The sequence below is a fragment of the Sorangiineae bacterium MSr11367 genome (genome assembly GCA_037157805.1).
In the GTDB taxonomy this organism is placed as follows: domain Bacteria; phylum Myxococcota_A; class Polyangia; order Polyangiales; family Polyangiaceae; genus Pendulispora; species Pendulispora rubella.
The window spans coordinates 5,225,421-5,246,608 of the sequence record CP089983.1 but is presented as its reverse complement, the minus strand read 5'-3'; the positions used below and the strand labels follow the sequence as shown (position 1 = coordinate 5,246,608).

The following is a 21,188-nucleotide window of genomic DNA, read 5'->3' as shown; positions in this document are numbered from 1 at the left end:
TTCTCTGTGTCGTGCGGTTTCGGGTCAGCGCGTTCGTTGCGCACCGCCGGCCACGATCCAAATTCGAGTTTGCTTCATTCGCTGGAGCGCCGCTTTCGAGGACATTTGGAGGGTCATGCCTTTCGTTCAACCATCGAGGGGCCGGTCCGATGACCGGAATTCGACTTTGCGTGAATGGCTGCAGTCGGAAATGGCCAATATCCTCGGCATTTCGATCGCCAAGTCCGATGACTTCACAAGATTTCATCAGCTCGGTCTGGATTCCGCAAATGCGACCAGGCTTGCCAGTCGTCTTTCCGGTAGGCTCGGCCAAGCCATCTCTCCAACCATCATTTGGGAATATCCCACTATCGACTCGCTGGTCGCCCACGTGAGCGCGGGTATCGAGAAAGAACCGGCGCCGCGAGCCACGGCGCTCGCGGACCAAACGCAGGCGACGGTGTCGAAAGAGCCCATCGCGATCGTGGGCATGGCGTGCCGATTTCCCGGTCGGGTGGACTCTCCCGAGCAATTCTGGGCATTGCTTTGGGAGGGCGTGGACACGATTCGTGAGACACCGCCCGAGCGCTGGGATCTCGAGGCGCATTACGATCCGGACCCGCAAGCGGCCGGCAAAGTGTCGACGCGGTGGGGCGGCTTTCTGGAACGTATCGACGGGTTCGAGCCGTCTTTCTTCGGTATTTCGCCGCGCGAAGCAATGCAAATGGATCCCCAGCAGCGGCTCATGCTCGAGCTGGCCTGGGAGGCGCTCGAGGACGCGGGGGTACGGGCCGAGGGGCTCGCGGGCAGCCGCACCGGCGTGTTCGTGGGGGCGATGTGGAGCGATTACGCCCGGCTGACGAGCCGCGATCCGGTGTTGATCGACTCCTTCAGCGCGACGGGGCAGGACACGAGCATCATCGCTGCGCGCATTTCGTACGTCCTCGGACTCGAGGGGCCAAGTTTGGTCGTGAACACGGCCTGCTCCTCATCACTGGTGGCGGTTCATCTGGCGTGCCAGAGCCTTCGCAGCGGCGAGTGCGACGTAGCCCTCGCGGGCGGCGTCCACGTCATGGCCTCCGTATCGAGCACCGTGGCGATGTCGAAATTCGGCGCGATGGGAGCAAGCGGTCGCTGCCGGTCGTTCGACGAGCGGGCGGACGGCTACGTGCGCGGGGAGGGGGGCGGCATGGTGACCCTCAAACCGCTGTCACGGGCGCTGCGGGATGGGGACAGAATTTACTGCCTGGTTCGCGGATGCGCGATCAACAACGATGGCTTCAGCAACGGTCTGACGGCCCCTAGCCCCAAGGCGCAACAGGCCGTATTGCGCCAGGCGTACGCCAACGCGAACGTGGCCCCCGAGGCCGTGCACTACGTGGAAACGCACGGGCCGGGAACCTCGCTCGGGGATCCGATCGAGGCAGGGGCGCTCGGTGCGGTTCTCGGTGCGGGCCGTCCGGCGGAGCGGCCGCTGCGGCTCGGATCCGTGAAGACGAACCTGGGGCATTTGGAAGCGGCGGCCGGCATCGCCGGGTTGATCAAGACGGCCCTGTCGATCCATCGCCGCTTCATTCCGAAGAACCTGCATTTCGAAGAGCCGAACCACCTCATTGCGTTCGAGGCGCTACGCCTCGACGTGCAGCGCGAGCGAACTGCGTGGCCATCGCCGGACACCGCCATCGCCGGGGTCAGCTCCTTCGGCTTCGGTGGCACCAATGCGCACGTCGTCCTGGAGGGGCTGCCGGCAAGGCCGCGGTTGCTCGACGTGGGCGCGGACAACGCGCACCTCTTGTCGCGTCGCCTGCTGGAGATTCTCGGTGCGCTCTCCGGGATGCAGGACGATTCGGAGCTCGATGGACTTTGCCGGCGCGCCGGACGCGACTCGGTGGGGGCACCCCGTCGGACGGCCTTCGTCGCGCGATCGCCGGACGAAATGTTCGATGCGGTCGCCGGGGCCATCAAACTCGGACGGGGGATTCGTTCGGTTGCCGAGCGTTCGCGCGCCGTCTTCGTATTTCCCGGCCAGGGCTCGCAATGGCTCGGGATGGGGCGGACCCTCCTGCGGACGGAGCCGGCCTTCCGCGCCGCGATGGTGGCATGCGATCGGGCGGTTCGAGAACGTGCGGGTTGGTCCGTTCTCGACGAACTGGTTGCAGATGCATCACGGTCGCGTCTCGAGGACGTTCGCGTCGTTCAGGTCCTCCTGTTCGCGGTTCAGATCGCGTTGGCGGCGCTCTGGCGCTCGTGGGGCGTCGTCCCGGACGCCGTGGTCGGGCACAGCATGGGGGAGATTGCGGCGGCGCACGTCGCCGGCATCCTGGATCTCGAGGACGCCGTGCGCATCGTCTGCGCGCGCAGCGAGCTCGTTCGAACCCTCGCATCGGGGCAGGGCACGATGGCCCTCGTCGGTCTCTCCGCCGACGAGGCGGCCCGTGCGATAGCAGGCCAATCCGGCAAGCTGACGATTGCCGCGCACAACGGTCCGCACGCGGTGGTTCTCTCCGGCAACCCGGATGCGATGGAGGCACTGATTCGGCCGCTCGAAGAGGCCGGGGTTCACGTCGGGCGGGTGAAGGTCGATTACGCGTCGCACAGTCCGCAAATGGACGCCCTTCGGGGGCCCCTGCTCGATGCGCTGCGCGGCATCGCGCCGAAACGCAGGGAGGTGCGGTTCGTCTCGACGGTGCGAAGCGAGAGCCTGCAGGGCCCCGAGTGCACCCCCGAATACTGGTTCGAGAACCTGCGCGCCCCCGTGCACCTCCATCGAGCCATCGAGACGTTGCTCGCCGAAGGGCCGACCGTCTTTCTCGAGGTGAGCGCGCATCCCATTCTCGAGAAAGCGCTGCAGTCGATGGCCGCAAAGCGCGGCGGGACGGTGTTGCACTCGATGCGGCGCGACGAGGCGGAAGACGGCGTCTTCTTCGAGACGCTGCGCACGTTGTCGACGCATGGGGTCCCGCTTCGGTGGGAAGGGCTCGCCCCCTCCACGGTGACGTTGCCTCTGTCGGCCAAGAGCCGCGAGGCGCTTCGGGATCTCGCGAAGACCTACCGTCTCTGGCTCTCGAAACCGGGGCGCACGGAGCCTTTGGCCGACGTGGCGTACACCGCAGCGGTGCGTCGAAGCCACCACGCGCACCGGCTCGTCGTTCGCGGAAGGGGTCACGCGGAATTGGTCGAGGCGCTCGAGGCCGTCGAAGCAGGACGCGTCTCCCCCAACGTGTTCGAGGGGGCGGATCCCGAGCGCGCGGCGGTCGTGTTCGTGTTCCCGGGACAAGGCTCGCAATGGGTCGGTATGGGGCGAGAGCTCCTGGCGCGCGAACCGGTCTTTCGTCGCGCGATCCTGGAATGCGAGGCGGCGCTCGGTCCGCACGTCGATTGGTCCTTGCTCGCGCAGCTGGAGGCCGCTCCCGAGGCCTCGCGGCTGGGCGAGGTCGACGTCGTTCAACCGACGATCTTCGCCATCCAGGTGGCCCTTGCCCGGCTTTGGCAGTCGTGGGGGATCGAGCCTGCCGCGGTCGTCGGCCACAGCATGGGCGAGGTGGCGGCGGCGCACGTCGCCGGTGTGCTGGGGCTCGACGATGCGGCGAGAATCATCGCCGTGCGCAGCCGGATCACCCGCCGGCACGCCAGCGGGAAGGGTGCCATGGCCGTGGTCGAGCTCTCGTTCGAGGAGGCCGAGGCGGCCATCGCAGTGGTGAGCGATCGCCTTGCCGTGGGGGTGAGCAACGGTCCGCGTTCCTCCGTGCTGTCCGGTGAGCCGGCGGCACTCGACACCGTGCTGGCGGTTCTCGAGCGCCGCGGTGTGTTCTGCCGGCGGGTCAAGGTGGATTACGCCTCGCACAGTCCGCAAATGGACCCGCTGCGGCCGCGGCTTCTCGAGGCACTCGCCGGCCTGGCCCCCGTCCGTGCCCGCGTGCCGTTCTATTCCACGGTGACGGGCGACTGGCTCGACGGCGACGCGATGGACGCCTCCTACTGGGCGGCGAACTTGCGCGAGCCCGTGCGCTTCGCCGACGCCGTCCGCGCATTGCGAGGGAGCGGGCACGGGGTCTTTCTCGAGATCAGCCCGAACCCGGTCCTGGTCCCGGTCATCGAGGATGGACTCCGCCATCTCGGCGTTTCCGGTGCAGCGATCCCGTCACTGCGCCGCGACGAACCCGAGCGCGAGGGTCTGCTCCGCGGCCTGGCCCAGCTCTTCGTTCGGGGGGCCACCCCGGATTGGGCGAAGGTCCATCCCGACGGCGGTCAGGTCGTCTCGCTCCCGTCGTATCCCTGGCAGCGGGAGTCCTATTGGCTCGAGGACGCACCGGTGGAGAGCCCGCGAAGCCTGCGGCCGAAGAGCGGCGAGCATCCGCTGCTCGGCCCGAGCATTCCCTCGTCCGTTCACCCCGGGACGCGCTTCTGGGATGGCGAGATCCATCTCGCGGCACTCCCATATTTGCGCGACCACAAGGTCGAGGATGCCGTCGTGCTCCCGGCCACGGCGTACGTCGAGATGGCGCTCGCCGCCGCGCAGCAGGCCTTCGGGGGCGACGGCGTGCATGGCATCGAGGACCTATCGTTTCGGGAGGCGCTGGTCCTGCGCGAACAGCCCAAGGCGCACCGAGTTCAGCTCGTGCTGAGCGAGCACGCCGCGGGGGGCGCGTCGTTCCGGATCGCGAGCGTCGCCGATGGAAAGGGCGCCTGGACGCTGCACGCGAGCGGCTCCCTCCGCACGGTGGAAGGCGCCACGCTCCCCGAGGACGTGTCGCTCGATGCGATTCGCACACGCGCAGCGCACGGCATGGCGCCCGAGGCGCACTACCAGCGGCTCGCGGGTTGGGGCTTGAAGTACGGTCTCGGGTTTCGAGCCGTGATCGAGCTCTGGAGGGGCACGGGCGAGGCGCTCGGTCGAATCCGGCTGCCCGCGTCGGTGGCCCGCCGGGCGGACGCCTATGCGCTGCATCCCGTGGTGCTCGATGCCGCCCTGCACGTCCTGCTCGGACTGGTGACCGAAGGTGAGGGCAGGGGGCCCTTCGTGCCCGTTCACGTTCGTGCCGCCCGGCTGCACCGCCCCACCGGTGCCGAGGTCTTTGCCCACGCGCGGCTTCACACGACCGAGGGGCAAGGCGCCATCGAGGGCGACGTCGTTCTCCTCGATGCATCGGGGCAGGTGCTCGCCGAGGTGCTCGGGGTACAGCTTCAGCGCCTCGAGCGGGTGGCGCCGCCGATGGCGGAAGAGCAGCAACCCTTCGTTTCGCTCACGTGGAAGAGGACCGACGCCGTCGCGGGGAGCACGCCGCGCGGCCGATGGTTGCTCCTCGCGAACGAAGGCAGCACCGGCGAGGCGCTCTGCCGCAACTTGGAGGCGCTCGGCGAAACGGTGCTCCACGTCCGGCCCGACGCGATCGACATGGATTCGCGCGCCAGCATCGCGACCCTGCTGGCCACCGCCTTCGACGGCCAAGCGCCGTGCTGCGGGGTGATCCAGGCGCTCGGCGTGGAGGCCACGCACGCCGTCGAGACGGCGGACGCGGCGGTCATCGAGGAAGACGCCTTTCGCGCGTGCACGCGGACCTTGCACCTGGTGCAAGCGCTCACGCGCATGCCATGGCGCCACGCGCCACGCCTATGGCTCGTCACGCGCGGCGCGCAGCAGGTGGGGCCCACGCGGCATGCGCCCGCGGTGGCCCAAGCGGCACTTTGGGGGCTCGGGCGAACCATCGGCTACGAGCACCCCGACCTTCGGTGCACCCTCGTCGATCTCGACCCGAGCGCATCGGACGAAGAGCCCGAGCTCCTCGCCCGTGAGTTCGTCGCGAACGGCCCCGAGGATCAGATCGGATTTCGTCCCGACGGGCGCTACGCGGCACGCCTGGTCAAAGGCCCGCCTTCTGCGCCGACCGACGAGGCGCTCACACCCGCGGGCACGAGGCCATTCCGCCTCGAGATCGACCAGCCCGGTGTGCTGGATCGCCTCGCGCTTCGGGCCATCCCTCCGGCCGCCCCGGCGCCGGGCGAGGTGACCCTCGAAGTGACCGCCGCCGGTCTCAACTTTCTCGACGTGCTGCTCGCGCTCGGGGCGGTCCCCGAGGACGAGGAAAACCAAGACGCCGCGGCCCGCGGGTTGGGCGCCGAGTGCGCGGGGCGCATCGTGGCGGTGGGCGATGGCGTCGATCACCTTCGCGTGGGGGACGACGTTCTCGCCGTGGCGCCGGGCGCCATCGGGACGCATGTCGTCACCTCCGCACACCTCGTCGTTCCGCGGCCGGCACACATCGATGCCGACGACGCCGCGACCCTGCCCATCGTGCACCTCACGGCATACTACGCACTGGCGCACGTCGCGCGGTTGACCAAAGGCGAGCGCGTGCTCATCCACTCGGCCGCGGGGGGCGTCGGCCTCGCGGCCATCCAGTGGGCTCGGCACGTCGGCGCGGAGATCTACGCAACCGCCGGCAGCGCCGAGAAGCGCACCTATCTGCGATCGCTCGGCGTGAAACACGTTTCCGACTCGCGCTCGCTGCATTTCGCCTCGGACATTCGCGAATGGACGCAGGGCGAAGGTGTGGACGTGGTGCTCAACTCGCTCGCAGGCGACTTCATTCCAAAGAGCCTGGAGCTTCTGCGCGATCACGGGCGCTTCGTCGAGCTTGGAAAACGCGACCCTCTCTCCAACGGGCAGCTGGGGCTCCGGCCCTTCCTGAGGAACCTCTCGTTCACCTTGGTGGATCTGCGCGGAATGTGGCGCAAGCGGCCCGAAGCCGTCGGCCGCGTCCTCCGCGAAGTGCTCTCTTGGGTCGAGCGAGGCGTGCTCTCACCGCTCCCCAAGCGCGCGTTTCCAATCGGCGAAGCGGCGGAGGCCTTTCGGGAGATGTCGCACGGCCGGCATATCGGCAAAATCGTACTCAGCACACGCGACGCGCGGGAAACGCGCATCGCCGCCCCCTCGGTGCGTGCGCGCATTCGACCCGAGGGGAGCTACCTCGTCACGGGCGGTCTCGGCGGCCTCGGACTATCCGTGGCGCAGTGGATGGTCGCGCAAGGCGCTCGCCATCTGCTTCTCGTCGGCCGGAGCGGTGTTTCGTTGCCAGAGCAACAAGATGCACTGGACGCCCTTCGAGCCTCGGGGGCGACCGTCGCCGTCGGCCTCGCCGACGTTTCCGACCGCGCCGCACTCGCGCATGTGCTCGCCGATTACGAGGGGCCTTCGTTTCGTGGGGTCGTGCATGCCGCGGGGCTTCTCGAGGACGGGCTCCTCGCGCAGCAGGAGCCGGAGCGGTTTCGCGCGGTCATGAAGCCGAAAATCGCCGGCGCGCTCCACCTCGATGCGCTGACCCGTGACGAGCCGCTGGATTTCTTCGTTCTCTATTCGTCGATTGCGGGGCTTCTGGGCTCTCCGGGGCAGGGGAACTACGCGGCGGCGAATGCATTCCTCGATGCGCTCGCGCACAACCGGCGTGCGCGCAATCTGGTGGGATGCTCCGTGGGGTGGGGCCCGTTCTCGGACGTAGGGCTGGCGGCGGCGGACGCAAAGCGCGGGGTGCGCTTGGCCCAGCGGGGGATGGGGAGTCTCACCTCGCGTGAGGGCATCGGGCTGCTGGAACGCGCGCTCGCGCGGGGCGACGTGCACGTGGGCGCCGTGCCCTTCGACGTGCGGCAGTGGGTCGAGTTCTATCCAGCCATCGCATCCTCGTCCATGTTCTCCGACCTTCGAGACGAGGGGCCGCCGCCGTCTTCGGCGCCTTCCTCGGAGCTGCGCAGGGCCGTGTCGGCGGCAGCGCCCGAGCAGCACAAGGAGATCATCGAGCAATTCGTACGCGATCAGGTTGGCTTGGTGCTCCGCATGGAGCCGGGGCGTGTGGCGCGCAGCACGCCGCTCAAGAGCCTGGGCATCGACTCGCTCTTGGGGCTCGAACTCCGCAATCGGCTCGAGGCCGGCGTCGAAACGAGGCTGCCGTCGACCTTGATCTGGACCTTTCCCCACGTGGCCGCGCTCACCGAGCATTTCGCGGGGCTGCTCGCGCCATCCGCGGAGGTCGTCTCGGGCGGTGAGGACCTTACGGAGAACGATGAAGCACTCCACGACGATGTGCGAGAGCTCTCGAACGAAGGATTGATCGCGGCCCTTTCGAGCGAGCTCGCACAGGTCGCCGAAGAAGGCGGCGAATAGAGAACCATGTCGACGAAAGACGTGTCCGCAGACGCTCTACGCCCGCTTCTGGAAACCGCCACCGTGGAACTGCGCAAGCTGCGTGCGCAGAACCAGCGCCTCAAGGCCGAGGGAGCCACCCGGAGCGAGGCCATCGCCATCGCCGGCATCGGCTGCCGATTCCCCGGGGGCGCACGCGGTCCGGTGGCCTTTTGGAAGCAGCTCGAGAACGGCGTCGACGCCATCCGCGAGATCCCGCGCGAGCGCTGGGACATCGAGCGAGCACCGCGCTTGCCCGAGATGCGCTGGGGCGGTTTCCTCGACTCCGTGGACCGCTTCGATGCGGCGTTCTTCGGGATATCCCCGCGCGAAGCCTCGAGCCTCGACCCGCAGCAGCGGTTGCTCCTCGAGGTGGGGTGGGAGGCGCTCGAGGACGCCGGGCAGATCATCGGTGCGCTGGCCGGAAGCCGCACGGGCGTGTTCATCGGCATGTGCCATCTCGACTACCGGGAGCAGGCGACGGCCCGCACCGACCAGCTCGACGTTTATGCCACCACGGGGAACATGGCCAGCACGGCGGCCGGCCGCCTCTCGTACACGTTGGGGCTCGAGGGGCCGTGCATCACCTTGGACACCGCGTGCTCGTCGTCGTTGGTGGCGGTGCACCTCGCCTGCCAAAGCCTGCGGACTGGCGAATGCGACGTAGCGCTTGCGGGCGGCGTCAACGTGATGATCTCGCCCTTGACGATGCACCTGCTCGCGCAGCTGCAGGCGCTCTCCCCCGACGGCCGCTGCAAGACGTTCGATGCCCGTGCCAATGGATTCGTCCGCGGGGAGGGCGCCGGGGTGGTCGTGTTGAAGCGCCTCTCCGACGCCGTGCGGGACGGAGATCGCGTTTGGGCCGTCCTTCGCGGCTCGGCGGTGAATCAGGACGGCCGGTCCACGGGCCTGACGGCGCCCAACGTCCTTTCGCAGCAAGCGCTGTTGCGGCAGGCGCTCGAGCGGGCGCGCGTCTCGCCGGATCGAATTGGCTACGTCGAAGCGCACGGCACGGGGACGTCGCTCGGGGATCCCATCGAGGTCGAGGCGCTCGCGGCCGTGCTCGGCGCGCCCAACGCCGATGGCGCCCCGTGCATCCTGGGCTCCGTCAAAAGCAGCATTGGCCATCTCGAAGCGGCCGCGGGGATCGCAGGCCTCATCAAGGCGTCGTTGGTTCTCCACCACGAGAAGATCCCGCGTCAGATGCACTTCGAACGCCTCAACCCCCGCATCCCGCTCGATGGGACGCGGCTCGCGATTGCGGCGCACAACATCGCGTGGTCCCCGGGGGCTTCGCGTTTTGCGGGCGTGAGCTCGTTCGGCATCAGCGGGACGAACGCGCACGCGATTTTGGAGGCGGCGCCACCCCAGCCTTCGTCGTCCTCGACGGTGCGGTACGCGCACATCGTGCCGCTTTCGGCGCGCAGCCCGGAGGCGCTTCGCGGCGCGTGCGAAGCGTACCGCGCATACCTGGAGGGCGCGAAGGTCCCGCTCGAGGACATCGCCTACACGGCGGGCGCGCGGCGCGATCATCACGAGCACCGCGTTGCGGCGGTTGGCGCTTCCGCCGGCGAGCTTTGCGCGGATCTCGACGCCTTTCTCGCGCAGCCGCATCGCCCCATCGCGCCTGGTGACGAGACGGCGGGCGACGAGGACGCGGAGGGCACGAAGACGGCCTTCGTGTTCTCCGGTCAAGGCTCGCAGTGGCTCGGCATGGGGCGACGTTTGCTGGAGCACGAGCCGGTCTTTCGCGAGATGGTGCATCGGTGCGACACGCTCCACGCGCAGCACGCGTCTTGGTCGATCCTCGACGAGCTGCGCGCCGAGCCATCGCACGCGCGTCTCACCGCGACGGAGGTCGCGCAGCCGGTCCTTTTCGCCGTCCAAGTTGCGCTCGTGGCGCTCCTCGAACACGTGGGGATCGTGCCGGCGGCCGTGGTGGGGCACAGCGTCGGCGAGGTCTCCGCCGCGTGGGCCTCGGGGGCGATCGATCTCGAGCAAGCGACGGCCATCGTCCATCACCGCGGCCTCCTCATGCAGCGTGCAACCGGTTCCGGGCGCATGGCGCAGGTCGCACTGCCGTGGAGCGATGCGCAGTCGCTGGTGGCCGGCACCAGCGTGTGCGTTGCGGGCCACAATGGTCCGGAGTCGGTCGTCCTTTCCGGTGACGCGACGGCGCTCGCGGAGCTGCTGGCCACGCTCGAACGGCGCGGCATTCGATGCCGCGATTTGAAGGTCGACTACGCATTCCACGGTCCTCGCATGGCCCCGTTCCAACAGGAGCTCGCCGAGCGGCTCGCCGGGCTTCGCCCGGGGCCGGCGCGCGTGCCGATGTTCAGCACCGTGACCGGTCATCGGGTCCCGGGCCCGGAGCTCGATGCCGCGTATTGGGCACGCAACATCCGCGAGCCGGTGCAGTTCGTGAACGCGCTCGAGGCCTCGCTCGACGCGGGTTGCCGCACGTTCGTGGAGATCGCACCACACCCCGTGCTGGGCGCGAACATTCACGAGATCCTCGGCCGCAAACACCTCGCTGGGACGGTCGTCCCCATGCTTCGACGCGAGCACGACGATGGGCTCGTATTCCTTCGCGCGCTCGGTGCGCTCTACCGTGCGGGGTCGTCGGTCGACTTCGCAAAGCTCCTTCCGGAGCGCGGTCGGGTCGTGTCACTGCCGGCGTATTCCTGGCAAGGAGAGCGCCATTGGATCGAACGGACCGAGGGTACCGAATCGCCGGCGAGCACGGTCTCCGAAGAGCCACTCGACATCGAGGCGTACGAGCTCGCATGGGATCCGATCCCCACGCCGCGCGGCGATGCGAAGGCGTCGCCGGAAGGCCCATGGCTCGTCGTCACGCCGAAGGACGAGGTGTTCGATTGGGTGCAGCAAGCGCTCGCGCCACGTCGCTGCGTAAGGTCGCTTCCCCCGGAAAAGGGACATGAGCCGGTTTCGCTTGGAGGTGTCCTCCACCTGGAAACGTCGGACGACGCCGCCTTCGCATCCGCGGGCGACCTCGGTGCGGAAGCCACCGCGCGGTGCGCGCGCGTGATCGACACCTTGCGCCTGCTCGAAGGGCGGCGCTGGACCTCGGTGCCGAAGCTCTGGGTCGTGACCCGCGGCAGCCAGAGCCTCCTTGGCGGCGGCGCCCCCGGACTGCTCGGGGCGCCGCTCTGGGGCCTTGCGCGTGCGATCGCACCCGAGCACGGCGTGCGATGGGGCGGCATCTTGGACCTGGATCCCTCGGGCGACGCCAGCCGCGATGCCGCCGCACTTCGCAGCGTTCTTGCGCGTGCGGGCGCGAGCAAGAGCGGCATGGGGGAGCGACTCGCGGCCCGCGGCCGCGCGATCTACCGCGCGCGGATCGCTCGCCGTCCTCGGGAGATCCCGGCGCCCGCGTACGCCTTCCGCGCCGATGCGAGCTACCTCATCACCGGCGGCCTCGGTGCGCTCGGTTCCAAGGTTGCACGGTGGATGGTGCAATCGGGCGCACGGCACCTGGTACTTCTCGGTCGCACCGGCCTGCCGGCGCGCGATGGGTGGGGCGAGGTTCCCCAGGACAGCGACGCGGGGCGCCGGATCGCCACGGTGCTCGACATCGAGCGCCTCGGTGCGCACGTCCGCGTGCTCGCGGAAGACGTCGCCGACGAGGACGCGTTGCGCCGCGCCCTCGAGGCGCACGATCGCGCATGCCTCCCGCCGATTCGGGGGATCGTCCATGCCGCGGGCATCGCCGATCCGCGGCCGCTGCTCGAAGGCGACGCGCGCTGGCTCGACGCACACCTGCGCCCCAAGGTGCAGGGCGCGTGGGCGCTGCACCGCGTGTTCGCGAACCGCCCGCTCGACTTCTTCGTCGCCTTCTCGTCGATCTCCAGCTGGCTCGATTCGCCGCGGCTCGGAGCCTACGCCGCCGCCAATGCCTTCCTCGATGCGTTGGCATGCGAACGACGTGCCCGTGGCGAAGTGGCACTCTCGATGGGGTGGGGCGCCTGGGCGGAAGGCGGAATGGCCGCGCGCGCGCTTCCCGGCATCGCATCCTCCACCGATACCCTCGAACCGCAGCGAGCCCTGACCTTGCTCGGCCGGCTGATGAGCGACGCGCCCGCGCAGGTCGGCGTCGTCCCTGCGGCATGGGCGACGCGGTTCGAGGGCGATGCCGAACACCCGCGCGCGTCGAGCTTTCTCGACGAACTCGCGGCGCTCCGCGCGGATCAGCGCAAGAAGCTGCTCACCGAGTCGCTCGCGAAACAGCTGGGCGTGATCTTGGGCGTTCGCCCCGAGCAGATCCCACTCGACCGCCCCTTCGGGCGGCTCGGTGTCGATTCGCTGATGACCATGGAACTGCGCAAGGCCGTCGAGGGCGCCCTCGGCGTGAGCTTGTCGGCGACCATGTTCTGGAACTACCCGACGCTTCGAGCCCTCACGGCGCATCTGCTCGAGCACCTCGAGCTCGACGAGCCGGCGGAGAGGACGGCGCCCGCGGTCAGCGAGGTGCAGGAGCTGACGCTGATGTCGGACGAGGAGGCGGAAAATATGTTGCTCGAGCAACTTCGTGGGCTCGAGCCATCGACCGGCGTACTGCGTAGAGAGGATTCATGAGCGAAGACGAACAGCTCTCGCCGGTGAGGCGTGCGCTTCTGGCGTTGAAGCAGATGCAGGACAAGGTCGACCGCCTCGAGCGCGCACGCACGGAGCCCATCGCCGTCGTCGGCATTGGCTGCAGGCTTCCCGGCGGGATCCACGATTCCGACGCCCTCTGGCAATGGCTCGACGAAGGAAAAGATGCGGTGACCGAGGTCCCCAGGGAGCGCTGGGACAATGAGCGGTTCTTCGATTCGGACCGGGCCGCGCCCGGGAAGATCAGCACCCGCCACGGGGCGTTCCTCGACAGCATCGACGGTTTCGACCCTGGCTTCTTCGGCATCTCGCCCCGTGAAGCGATCTGGATGGACCCGCAGCATCGCGTGCTTCTCGAGGTGGCCTGGGAGGCCATCGAGCACGCGGGCATCCCCATCCAGACCATGGCGCGCACGCAGACCGGCGTGTTCATCGGCATCACCGGCAACGACTACATTCAGGAGCAGAACGCGAACATCGACACCATCGATGCCTACACGAGCAGCGGCACGCCCTACTCGTTCGCGGCGAACCGCTTGTCGTACCATCTCGACCTTCACGGGCCGAGTCTGGCGGTGGATTCGGCGTGCTCGTCGTCGCTGGTGGCGCTGCACCTCGCTTGCCAGAGCCTTCGCAACCGCGATTGCGATGCGGCGCTCGCGGGCGGCGTGAACTTGATGATCTCGCCCACGGTGAGCATCTCGTACACGAAGTGGGGGCTGCTCAGCCCCGACGGCAAGTGCAAAACCTTCGATGCGGCGGCCAATGGCTTCGTTCGCGGTGAAGGTTGCGCCGTCGTCGTGCTCAAACGCCTCGACGATGCCCTCGCAGCTGGTGACGACGTCATCGCCGTCGTTCGCGGGTCGGGTGTCAATCAAGACGGACAGACGACGGTCATCACCGCGCCGAGCGGTCTCGCGCAAGCGGCGGTCGTACGGAAGGCCCTCGATCTCGCACGGCTCGATCCGTCGGACATCGGGTTCATCGAGACGCACGGAACCGGTACGTCCCTGGGCGATCCCATCGAGGTCGAGGCGCTGGCGAGCGTGTACGGGCGCAAAGCGTCGCGCGGGGCGTGCGCGCTCGGGGCCATCAAGACGAACATGGGCCACCTCGAGGCGGCCGCGGGGATCCTCGGGTTCATCAAGGCCGTGCTGTGCGTCCACCACGGGGCCATTCCGCGCAACCTGCACTTCGAGAAGCCGAATCCCGAGGTGCCGCTGACCGGCACGCGCTTCGTGCTCCCCTCCGCCACCATGCCTTGGCCCGAAGGGCATGACCGCCGCTACGCAGGCGTGAGCTCGTTCGGCGCAGGCGGAACCAACGCCCACGCCGTGCTCGAAGAGCCACCGGAGCGAATTCCCCCGTCCGCAGGGCACGAGGCGCCGGGCCGGCCCTTCTTGCTTCCGCTCTCCGCGCGCAGCGCGCCCGCATTGACCGAGCTTGCGCGCCGCTATCGAGCGTTCCTCGCGGGCGTCCCACCGCTGCGCGATCTGGCGCACACGGCGGGCGTGCGGCGCACGCACCACGACCACCGCCTCGCGCTCGTCGGTCGCTCGCACGACGAGTTTCTGGCCGCACTGTCGGCCTTCGTCGATGGGGCCGAGCACCCGGGCATGCACCACGGGCAGCTTCCCGCGAGCGCGCAGCCGAAGGTCGTCTTCGTCTTTCCGGGCCAAGGGTCGCAATGGATCGGCATGGGGCGAAAGCTTCTCGCCGAGGAGACCGTGTTTCGCGACACGCTGTCGGCCTGCGATGCCGCGATTCGGAAATACGTCGACTGGTCGCTGCTCGCCTTGCTCGGGCGAAACGATCCCGCACCGTGGGAGCGCGTGGACGTGGTGCAGCCAACCTTGTTCGCGATGGGGGTCGCGCTGGCCGCGCAGTGGCGGGCGTGGGGGGTCGAGCCCGATGCAGTGGTCGGCCATAGCATGGGCGAAGTCGCGGCCGCGCACGTCGCCGGCGCCTTGAGCCTGGACGATGCGGCACGGGTGATTTGCCTCCGTAGTCAGCTGCTCGGGCGCGTGAGCGGCAAGGGCGCGATGCTCCTGGTCGAGCTTCCCGCGGCGCGCCTCGCGGCGCGCCTGGAGGGCTATGCGAAGCAGTTGTCGATTGCCGCGAGCAACGGGCCTCGGACGACGGTCGTCTCGGGCGATCCGGATGCCGCGGAGCACCTTCGACGGCAGCTCGAGACCGATGGCATCTTCTGCCGGCACATCAAAGTGGCCGTGGCTTCCCACAGCCCGCAGATGGATCCGCTGCTGCCCGAACTCACCAAGGTCCTCGCGGGCATCGAGCCGGTGGCGGAGTCCGTCGCCTTCTACTCGACGGTGAGCGCCGGGCCGTTCGACGGCCGGCAGCTCGACACCGCCTACTGGGGCAAGAACCTGCGCCAGCCGGTGCAGTTCACCCAGACGGTCGCGAGCCTCCTCGAGGCGGGCCACACCCAGTTCGTGGAAATGAGTCCGCATCCGCTGCTCCTGACCGCGGTCGAAGAAGCCATCGCCGCGAAGGGCGAAATGAGCCACACCGTTGCCGTGCCGAGCTTCCGGCGCGACGCGGACGAGCGCGCGGTGATGCTCGAATCGCTGGGCGCGCTGTACGCCAAGGGGTACCCCGTGCCGTGGGAGAAGCACTACCCCACCGGCACGCGCATCAAGCTGCCGAGCTATCCTTGGCAGCGCCAACGTTATTGGTTCGTGCCCCCGGTACGACCGACTGCGGACGCGTCCTCGACGGAGCATTCATTGCTTGGGCAACGACTTGCGCCGATGGCGCACCAGCCGACGACGCACGGCTTTCAGATTCCACTGGAGCGAGGATGCGCGCTGCTTGGCGCGCCGCATCGGCTCCAAGGGCTCGCCGTCTTGGCGCTGGACGCATTCGCCGCGCTCGTCGATGCGGCGGTTCGGGAGATCGTCGGCGCGGGGGCATTTCGCGTGAAGCTCGCGATGAACGAGCCCGTGGTGCTCTCCGAGGAGGGCGGCGCCGCGTTGCAGCTTCTGGTGACGACGTTCGACGCCGAGGCGGAGACGTGCGCCGCCGTGAGCCTCTATTACCGCGAAACCACCGAGGCATCGTGGCGATGCATCGGCGAGGGGCGCGTGCTGCCGGCGGAGGCGCTCGAAGCGTGCGCGCGCCCCGACGACGTGGTCGCGCGATGCACCGTGGAGGTGCCGCGTGCGGTGTGGAGGCAGCGCCTCAGCGAGTATGGCATCGAGGACGTGAACGATCCGCCGGTGACGCAGGTGCTCGTGCACCCGGACGCGCACGAAGCGATCGCCCGCGTGCAGCTTTCGCCGGCGGCGGGCAGCCATGCGCTCGTGCGCGCGGCCGCCATGCTGGTGGGGCTCGCCCGGCTGGAGGTGGGCGCACCGCAAAAGCGCCAGCTCCCGGTGGCGGTCGAGAGCCTCGACCTATGCCCAGGAACGGCCCGGTGGATGCACCTTCGGCAGCGCCCGGACGGCGAGGGTCGGGTCGACATCGCGGTGTTCGGCGACGACGGCGCCACGCTGGCGGAGCTTCGCGGCCTCGAGCTCTGCGCCTCACCCCTCCGCGACATCGTGCGGAACGCAGGGCGCGATCCCATCGCCGACTGGTTCTACGAGCTTCAATGGCCGGAGCGGCCCGCGCGCAGCTCGACACGCCACCGTGCCACCTCGGGCGGGCACTGGCTTCTCGTGGTCGATGGCCCGAACGCGGGCGTGGCGTCCGCCTTGGCCACGAGCCTCACCGAGGCCGGTGAGACGTCCGCGACGTTCTCGCAGCAAGATCTGAACTCTGGAGGCCTCGCCCGCGCGCTCCAAGAGGGTGCGCCCGTGCGCGGTGTGGTGCTCCTGCTGGACACGTTCGACACGGCGGCGGCCGTCGACCTCGCCGCGCGTACCCATGGCGCGTCGGTGCTGCGACTCTTGGAGCTGGTCGTTCGCGCGGGCAGGGGATCGCGCCTCTGGCTCGTCACGTGTGGAGCGCAAGCCATGGCCTCTTCGGTGCGTGAGGAGACGGCATCGCTGTCGCACGCGCCGCTCTGGAGTCTCGGCCGCGTCATCGCCCAAGAGCACCCCGAGCTCTGGGGAGGGCTGGTCGACCTCGATCCCGAGTCGAACGATGCCGCCGACGCGGAGGCGCTGGCCGCCGAGCTCCTGCACCACGACGACGAGGACCAGATCGCATTTCGCCGCGGACGCCGCCATGTCGCGCGACTGGTGCAGATGCCCGCGCCCTCGGCCGGCTCGCCTGCGCCGATCCGCGCCGATGGCAGCTACCTGGTGACGGGCGGCCTCGGTGGCCTCGGGTTGCATCTCGCGCGCTGGCTCGTAGAGCGGGGCGCGCGGCACGTGGTGCTCACCAGCCGCACGGGCCTCCGCGATCGCAGTCGGTGGGTCGTCGCGGCCATTCGCGCGCTCGAGGCCGCGGGCGCGACCGTCGAAACGCCGGCCATCGACGCGGCCGACCGCGACGCGATGGCCCGCCTGATCGACGGCCTGGCCAAGCCCCTGCGAGGCGTTTTTCATGCCGCGGGCGACGTTTTCTTTGCGCCGCTGGTCGGCGAGAAATCCGAGCAGCAGCTCGAGGCGGCGTTCCGACCGAAGGTCCATGGCTCGTGGATCTTGCACGAGCTCACCGCGCACCTGCCGCTCGACCTGTTCGTCCTGTTCTCGTCGGTGACCTCCCTCTGGGGCGGCCTGGATCAAGGGCATTACGCGGCATCGAACCAGTTCCTCGATGCGCTGGCGATCCATCGGCGCGCAATGGGGCTGCCGGCCACGAGCATCGCCTGGGGTGCCTGGGCCGGTGGAAATACCGTCTCCGAGGAGATCGGCACCTTGCACCGCTCGTGGGGTCTCAAAACGATGCCCACCGACATCGCGCTCGATGCGCTGGAGCGCGTGCTGCAATCTTCGCAAACCGGTGGGGCGCGCATCGGCGTCGCCTCCATCGATTGGGACGTCTTCAAGCCGATCTACGAGGCGCGCGGGCGGCGGCGGCTTCTCGAGGAGATTCGCGTCTCCAAGGATGCCGCCGAGCGCGAACCCGCCTTGCCGGATCTCCTGATGAAGATCGACGCGCTCTCCGCGGTCGAGGCGTGGCAATACCTCACCGACACGGTCGCTGCCGACGTCGCCCAGGTACTCGGCTTCGCGCGCGACCAGGTCCCCCCGGTCGACAAGGGATTTTTCACGCTCGGCATGGACTCGGTCATGGCGGTGCGGCTCTTGTCGTCGCTGGGGAAGCGACTCGGTCGAAAGCTGCGGACGGTCATCGCCTTCGAGTACCCCACGATCGCATCGCTCACCCAGCACCTGGGGACGACGGTTCTCGGGCTTCGCGATCCGTCGGCCGACGAATCGGCACGACATCAAGACGGCCACTACGATGACGTGACGGAGGACGAGCTCGCCGAGCAGCTGGCGCGGAGGCTTCTGGAGCTTTCATGACGACGATGACGGACAAGAAATCGCTGCTCAAGCAAGCCCTCGACAAGCTCGACGACATGGCCACGAGGTTGCGTCGCTCCGAGTCCTTTCGCGATGCGCCCATCGCGGTGATCGGCATCGGATGCCGTTTCCCCGGCGGTGTCCGCAGCCCGGATGATCTGTGGGAAAACCTGGAGCGCGGAATCCACGCGGTGACCGAGATCCCACGCGAGCGCTGGGACATGGGCACGCTCTACGATCCGGATCCGTCGACCCCCGGCAAGATCGCCACCCGCCACGGCGGCTTCGTGGACGGCGTCGATCAGTTCGATCCGGCGTTCTTCGGGATCTCTCCGCGCGAGGCGGCGAGCATCGATCCGCAGCACCGCTTCGTCTTGGAGGTCGCCTGGGAGGCGCTGGAGCGCGCCGGGCAGGTGCCCGATGAACTGGCGCATACGAAGACCGGTGTCTTCGTTGGCATCAGCACCAACGACTACGCGCGGATCCTCTCGCGGCAGGGCAATGCCCACGTCGATGCGTACTACATGACCGGCAACTCGCTCAATTTCTCGGCCGGACGGCTTTCGTACCTGCTCGGCCTTCACGGCCCCGCGATGGCCGTGGACACGGCGTGCTCGTCGTCGCTCGTCGCCATTCATCTCGCCTGCCAGAGTTTGCGCATGGGCGAATGCGAGGTGGCGCTGGCCGGTGGCGTCAACCTGCTTCTCTCGCCCGAAGGCTACCTGGCCGCCTCCAGCGCGCGGATGCTTTCGCGGTCCGGCCGATGCCGCACGTTCGACGCCGATGCCGACGGGATGGTGCGCGCCGAAGGGTGCGGCATCGTCGTTCTGAAGCCGCTCGATGCGGCGCTCGCCGCAGAAGATCCGATCGTCGCCGTGGTTCGCGGTACGGCCGTGAATCAGGACGGCCCGAGCAGCGGCCTCACCGTGCCGAACAAGAAGGCGCAGGTGGAGGTGATCCGCGCCGCGCTAGCCAACGCGGGCGTGAGACCGCACGACGTGGGCTACGTCGAGGCCCACGGCACGGGCACCCCCCTGGGCGATCCGATCGAGGTGCGCGCCCTCGCCGAAAGCTTGTGCGACGGGCGCCCTGCCGAGAGGCCACTCTACATCGCCTCGATCAAGACGAACATCGGGCACGCCGAATCCGCGTCGGGCGTCGCAGGCTTCATCAAGACGGCGCTTTCGTTCGAGCGTGGAAGCCTTCCGCCGCATCTGCACTTGGAGCAGCTGAATCCCCACATGGAGTGGGTCGACTTGGCGATCCGCGTCCCCACCCGCAGCATGGGCTGGCCGTCGTCGCCCGAAGGAAAGCGCATCGCGGGGGTCAGTTCGTTCGGTGCGAGCGGGACGAACGCGCACGTCGTCCTGGAGGCGCCGCCGCCGCAGAGCGAGCTCCCCAGCGATCCCGGGCCCATCGTGCTGTCCCTTTCGGCGCGCACCGAAACGTCGCTGGGCGATCTGGCGCGTGCGTACGCGCGGCACCTCGAGAAGGCCGGCGCGCCGCCGCTGCGCGATCTCGCGCACACCACCGGCGTGCGGCGGAGCCATCACGAGCACCGGTTGTCGGTCGTCGGTCGCACGCACGCCGAGCTCGTTCGCGGGCTCGAGACGCAGAGAGAGCACGCGCCCTTGCCCGGCGTGGCCCGTGGCTTCGCGAAGGCCGGAAAAGAAACGACGATGGCCTTCGTCTTCTCCGGGCACGGATCGCAATGGTTCGGCATGGGGAGGCAGCTCTTCGAGCACGACCCGGTGTTTCGGCAAGCCCTGGAAGACTGCGATGCGGCGATGCGGCCGTACGCCGATTGGGGCCTCGTCGACACGCTCCGAAGCACGGAACCCGCATGGCTCGATCGGGTCTCGCAGGTCCAATCGGCGCTCTTCGCCATCGGCGTCGCGCTCGCGGCCCGGTGGCGTGCATGGGGGATCGAGCCGAGCGCCGTCGTCGGGCACAGCATGGGCGAGATCGCGGCGGCGCACGTCGCCGGCGCCCTGGGGTTGGACGACGCCGCGCGGATCATCTGCCAGCGTGGCCTGCTGCTGGACCGCGTCCGCGGCCAAGGGGCCATGCTCCTCGCCTCGTTGCCGCTCGGGGATGCCGAGGCGTGCCTCGAGGGTCATCGCGATCGCGTTTCGATTGCTGCGAGCAACGGGCCGCGCATGACCGTATTGTCCGGCGATCCGCGGTCCGTGGCGGAGATCCGCACGCGGCTCGAAGTGGACGGCGTGCTTTGCCGCGTCGTGAAATCCGACGTCGCCTTCCACAGCCCGCAGATGGATCCTTTGGTGGGCGAACTGGTGTCGCTGCTCGCGGGAATCACACCACGGGCCGCCGAGGGCATCGCGTTCCATTCGACGGTCACGGGCGACACGCTCACGGGCACACGGCTCGATCCGGCGTACTGGGGGAGAAATCTGCGCGAGCCGGTGCGCTTCGCGCGGGCGATGGATCGCTTGCTCGACACCGGGCACACGCATTTCATCGAGATGAGCCCGCACCCGACGCTGCTGCACGCGATGCAAGAGGCGTTCACCTCCGAAAACCGCGTCGCCGTTTCCAGTTTGCGGCGCGAGCGCGACGATCGCGCGCAGTTGCTGGAGTCGCTCGCCGCGCTGCACACCACGGGGTATCGGGTCGATTGGAAGCGTCTGTACCCGTCGGGGCGCTGCGCCGATCTGCCGACGTATGCGTGGGAGCACAAGCGCTTTTGGGCCGAAGAGCCCGAACCGCCTGTGCGGGAGGGGGACGATTGGATCTACGAGCCCCGCTGGCGAACGAGCCCGCGCGCCGCGACGACGGCGAACTCCGAATCGGGCGCGTGGCTGCTCGTCGGCGATGTGCCAGGGGTGGGCGGCGAACTCGCGGAGCTGCTGGTGCAGCACGGCAACGAGGTGCTCACTACGTGGCCCGAGGATGCGAGCACGCTGCGCGGCGTCGTGTACCTGGGAGGGCTCGAGGCGGCTTCGCCCGAGAAAGCGCTGGGA

General features: G+C 68.9%; 4 protein-coding genes (1 of these 4 only partly in view). All 4 read left to right on the top strand.

Annotated features, from left to right (window positions below; genetic code table 11):
• The first annotated feature begins 370 nt into the window (after positions 1 to 370).
• Tightly spaced (at most 6 nt apart), the 4 genes in view from LVJ94_20360 to LVJ94_20345 form a layout consistent with a single transcriptional unit that may run on beyond the window.
• The gene (locus tag LVJ94_20360) at positions 371 to 8,134 is read left to right on the top strand and encodes an SDR family NAD(P)-dependent oxidoreductase (GenBank protein ID WXB09571.1); all 7,764 of its coding nucleotides are present in this window, start codon (positions 371 to 373) and stop codon (positions 8,132 to 8,134) included.
• A gap of 6 nt (positions 8,135 to 8,140) precedes the next feature.
• Positions 8,141 to 12,748 (top strand): type I polyketide synthase, encoded by a 4,608-nt coding sequence (locus tag LVJ94_20355; GenBank protein ID WXB09570.1) that lies wholly within the window; start codon positions 8,141 to 8,143, stop codon positions 12,746 to 12,748.
• Positions 12,745 to 18,204, top strand: coding sequence for a type I polyketide synthase (locus tag LVJ94_20350; GenBank protein WXB09569.1), 5,460 nt, complete (start codon positions 12,745 to 12,747; stop codon positions 18,202 to 18,204). The genes LVJ94_20355 and LVJ94_20350 overlap by 4 nt, the downstream gene beginning before the upstream one ends.
• Positions 18,201 to 21,188, top strand: partial view of an SDR family NAD(P)-dependent oxidoreductase gene (locus LVJ94_20345; GenBank protein ID WXB09568.1) — the beginning only. The gene runs 8,019 nt beyond the window's last position; only the first 2,988 of its 11,007 coding nucleotides appear in the window; its start codon is at positions 18,201 to 18,203; its stop codon lies beyond the right edge, outside the window. The genes LVJ94_20350 and LVJ94_20345 overlap by 4 nt, the downstream gene beginning before the upstream one ends.